This window comes from Dethiosulfatibacter sp., assembly GCF_983023055.1.
On sequence record NZ_CEZJXU010000227.1, the window covers coordinates 1 to 4,087 of the forward strand.

Annotated in this window: 3 protein-coding genes; 2 read left to right on the top strand and 1 reads right to left on the bottom strand. The window is 35.8% G+C overall.

Annotated elements, in window-relative coordinates; genetic code table 11:
• The first annotated feature begins 153 nt into the window (after positions 1–153).
• Complete coding sequence (locus tag AC3AX0_RS08585) at positions 154–1,314, top strand: YkvI family membrane protein (RefSeq protein WP_487549885.1); 1,161 nt, start codon at positions 154–156, stop codon at positions 1,312–1,314.
• 31 nt (positions 1,315–1,345) lie between these two features.
• Positions 1,346–2,752, top strand: coding sequence for an FAD-binding oxidoreductase (locus tag AC3AX0_RS08590; RefSeq protein WP_487549886.1), 1,407 nt, complete (start codon positions 1,346–1,348; stop codon positions 2,750–2,752).
• An 89-nt stretch (positions 2,753–2,841) separates the two neighbouring features.
• Here AC3AX0_RS08590 and AC3AX0_RS08595 read toward each other — a convergent pair whose 3' ends face one another.
• A complete protein-coding gene (locus tag AC3AX0_RS08595; protein ID WP_487549887.1) occupies positions 2,842–3,426 on the bottom strand; it encodes a GNAT family N-acetyltransferase in 585 nt (194 codons plus the stop codon).
• Positions 3,427–4,087: the final 661 nt, after the last annotated feature.

Here is a 4,087-nt window from a genome sequence, read left to right on the forward strand (position 1 = left end):
CAAGGCTTAAGGAAACTTTTCTGCGCATCTTAATAAATGCTTTGGTCACTATCTGCTTCACATCTAGCGCAACGATGTCGCTGTGACCTGGTTAACGCAGCAAAGCTGCTTTCTTGAGGAATTATAAAATAAAATATATTAATGGAGGATTTAATGGAGAAGAAATTTGTAATGCCAACATTTTTTGCTGTAGCATTTGTATGGTTCACAACCCACTTTGGTGGTGGATTCGCATCTGGTAGACAGGTTGTACAGTACTATATTGGTTATGGATGGTATGCATCATTTTTACCTATATTGTCACAGGCAATAGAAGCATTAGTATTTTATTACGCATGGAAATTTGCACTTGAAAAAAGGAAATACGATTATAGAAGCTGGACACTGGAATTTTATAAACCTGTAGAAAAAGTAATGGCTCCAGTATTTGAAGGAATTTTTCAACTTATATTAGTAACCGCAACTGCAGTGGCATTTGCAACAGGTGGAGCAACAATCACAAAAGTATTTGGAACAAGTTATATCCTTAATACATTAGTCATTGCTGCATTCATGTTGGTGCTGACAATATTCGGAGCAGACCTTGTAAGAAAGGCTGCATCATTTATAGCAGTGGCAATCATAACAGGTGTTATCGTAGTTTACGTTCCTAATGTTATTGCCAGCTGGGGAGATATAACAGCAAACATAGCAGGACTTAAGGCAGGAACAATAGAAAGTACAGGAACATTTGCACAGGCTCTTTGGAAGACCATGGTATACGCAGGATTCCAGTCATGTTGCCTTGGTGCTTATCTAGCCCATTCAAATGCTCTAAAAGATGTAAATGATGCAAAAAAAGCTGCAGCATGGGGTTTTGTAATCAATGCAACAATTCTTATGCTTGCTACTCTTGGAATCATGGCATTCTATCAAGATGGAATACTTGATGAAGCTGTACCTGCACTGTTTGTAGTAATGAATGGAGTAGGATCTGCATGGATGACTCCTCTTATTTCAATACTTATAATTCTAGGAGCAGTATCAACTGGTGTTAACTTGATTTACGGAACTACCAACAGAATAGTAAACTTCCTTGGTAAAAACGACAGTGAAGAAGTTCAAAAGGAAAAATTGACAAAAAGAAGTATGGCCGTATCTTTGGCTTATGTTGTAGCAACATGGTGTATAGCTCAGTTCGGATTGATTCCATTGATAGCTAAAGGATATGGAACATTGGGATATATCGCAGTATTTGTAATAATCATTCCTCTTATTGTAAAAGGTTTAAAGGGATGGAAACCTGTTGCTGAAAGTGCGGATAAGGCAAACTAAAAATAAACTCAAGAAGAAAATGGAGGCATATATGAAAACAGAAATATCAAAAGTAATGACGGAGGAACTTGTAGGAAAATTAAAGGAAATATCAGGTAATGATTGGGTTGTAACGGATCTTTCGCAAATGCAGAGTTATTTGTATGATGAAACTGAACTTGCTGTAAGACCTGTAGCATCTGAAGACTGTGCCGTTATCAAGCCGGGAACAGCTGAAGAAGTGGCTGAAATAGTTAAGCTTGCCAATGAATATCTTGTGCCTATAGTGCCTAGAGGTGGTGGAACAGGTCTTTGCGGAGCAGCAATACCAACTAAGCCTAGTATTGTAATATCTTTAGAACGACTTAATAAGCTTGTAGAATTTGACGACAAGAATATAATGATAACCGTGGAAGCTGGAGTTACTCTTGAAGGACTTCTTGAAGAACTTAAAGAACATGACAAGCTTTTCTTCCCGGTACATCCTGGAGATGAGGGTGCACAGATAGGTGGAATGGTTGTTGAAAATGCCGGTGGTGTAAGGGCTGTAAAACACGGTATTATGAGAAATCATATAAAAGGTGTTGAAGTAGTTCTTCCAACTGGAGAACTTGTGAATCTAGGTGGAAAACTTATTAAAAACAACATGGGATATGATCTTCTTCATATGATGATAGGAAGCGAAGGTACTCTTGGAATAGTTACAAAGGCGACTCTTAAGCTTTATGCCAAGAATCCAAATATTGGTACACTTCTTGTATCATTCAATTCTGCTGAGGAAGCATCAGACGTAGTGCCTAAGATACTTCAGGATGGAATCACTCCTCTTGCAATAGAATATATGGACAGGGAAGTTGCTTTGGAATCGGCCAAGCATATTGGACAGGCATATCCTGCAACTGAAGGCTGTGTTGACTTGATGTTTATCCTTGATGAAGCTACAGAAGATGAGCTTTATGAAAAGTGTGAAAGAATAGTTGGAATGTGTGAGGCAAACGGAGCAGTTGACAGTCTTATAGCAGAGACTACAAAAGAGCAGAGAGCCCTTCTTGAAATTAGAAGTAATGTTTATACTGCATACAAGGAAAACATTGCAGATGCTCTTGATATTGCAGTTCCTTCAGGTTCGGTTCCGGATATGTTAAAGGACATAGACAGAATTGCCAAGAAGTATAATACGACTTCTCCTGTAGTAGGACATATTGCTGACGGTAATGTACACAATTTCTTAATGCTCGACAATGGTGAAATCCCTGAATACATTGAAGACATTAGAAATGAAATGTACGAAGCAGCCATAAGCTATGGTGGAACAGTAACTGCAGAGCATGGTACTGGGAAAACAAGGATGAAGCATATGGCTCAGCAGTATTCAGCACGTGAAATTGAGATAATGAAAAATATTAAGAAAGCTTTTGATCCTAACGGAATATTCAATCCAGGAACAATTGTGGACTAAAGAATCATAACTAAAAAATCTGCAGACACAGTCTGCAGATTTTTTTATTGCATTAGAAAGCTAAAATATGTAAAGTTACCTGAAGTGTATTATTCTTTTACCAGGTGATGGTATCTGTGTCCAAGAACTTCTATTTCGCAGTCTTTTATGTAACCAAGATGTTTGTATATGTTGAATGCTTTTTCGTTATGAATTTCTGCTATTATGGATATCTTTTCATATCCATCTTCAATGCCTTTTTTCTCGGCAGCAGCAATAAGAATCTTTGAGAGACCTTTTCCTCTGAATTCAGTTGATACGGCAAGATTGTCTATATAGTACTCGTCATCAAAGGCTTCTCTTGAATTCCTGATTTTCTCAGAATAATAAAGGAATGATTTTTCATCATTTACGAATCGCTTTTTTAGTTTTTTAATTACAGTTTCGTTCAATTCATTCATTAGGGAAGCTGGATAGGTAATGACAGATGCTGCCACTTCTCCGTTTATTTCAATCACAGTGCAGTACTCATGGCTGAAACGGTTGTTGTTTTCAGAAAATAGATTCTCCATCTCTTTTTTGATGGATTCTTCATTGTCAAAGCCTGTAAATATTTTGGCCAAGTCATCTATGGCTTCCATTATAAGACTGGCTGCTGTAAGTTTATCTTCTGGTTTGGCATTTCTTATTATCATGTGTACCTCCAATATTTTATTGTATATTGATTTAAATTGAATTTATTTATTGACGGATATGCTGGAATACTATAGAATTACTTTGATAATCAAAATAAATTTTATGGAGAACAAGTGAATAATCTAAAAAAAGTTATAAAAGAGAACCTGCACAAGCCTATTGTAATGTTGACAGCAATTTTATCTGTGCTTTTTCTTATGGTAGGTATGCATAAGGCAATCGTTCTTTAGATTTACTCATATTGGATATTCTATATGAGTATTAAAAAATATTCAAATTATTTTAGCTTAGAAAAGAAAATAGTGTATAATTAAATTAATAAATGAAATGACATCTTGGCATACGGGGTGTCATTTTTATTTTTGTATCTTAATAAATACTTTGTTTCTCATTTTAAGAAACCTTATCAAAATGAGAAAAAACTATTTTTGATGGATTCGCAGTACTAGTACAAGTTTTAGTAGTAGAAATTTATCATATTGAGAAGTTATGTGGAATGAATATTGTCAAAAACGTTGAAAAACAGGGAATTTGATCTTGGCATGGTCCTTGCTTATATAATAGTTGTATTGATTTTATATTGTAGCTTAAGAAAGTTGTATGTGTATAACACCTTGAAGCATTGGTGTTATACAGTTAAGGAAACTTTCTACGCGGGCA

What these genes read in the sequence shown, in the direction of transcription:
- AC3AX0_RS08585 (WP_487549885.1), top strand. Translation starts at nt 154, where the DNA reads ATGGAGAAGAAATTTGTAATGCCAACATTTTTTGCTGTAGCATTTGTA.
- AC3AX0_RS08590 (WP_487549886.1), top strand. Translation starts at nt 1,346, where the DNA reads ATGAAAACAGAAATATCAAAAGTAATGACGGAGGAACTTGTAGGAAAA.
- AC3AX0_RS08595 (WP_487549887.1), bottom strand. Translation starts at nt 3,426, where the DNA reads ATGATAATAAGAAATGCCAAACCAGAAGATAAACTTACAGCAGCCAGT.